Annotated in this window: 1 pseudogene; it reads left to right on the top strand. The window is 68.2% G+C overall.

Going from position 1 to position 233, the window contains the following annotated elements:
- Window positions 1-233: pseudogene (locus ACZYZ7_RS31795) on the top strand (3-hydroxy-9,10-secoandrosta-1,3,5(10)-triene-9,17-dione monooxygenase oxygenase subunit); the annotation flags it as partial.

Raw genomic sequence — 233 nt, 5'->3', positions numbered from 1 at the left:
GCCGGCGGGTATGAGACGAACACCGCCCCGGTGTACAAGATGCCGTGGGGCACAATCCATCCCACCACCATCTCGACTCCGATCGTGGGTATGGCCTACGGCGCCTACGACGCACACGTCGAGCACCAGGGCAAGCGCGTCCGCGCGGCCTACGCGGGCGAGAAGGCCAAGGACGATCCGTTCGCCAAGATCCGGATCGCCGAGGCGGCCAGCGACATCGACGCCGCCTGGCG

It is taken from the genome of Mycobacterium sp. IDUB_17, from assembly GCF_055419465.1.
Note: the sequence above shows the minus strand (reverse complement) of the source record. Positions and strands in the feature narration are given on the sequence as shown.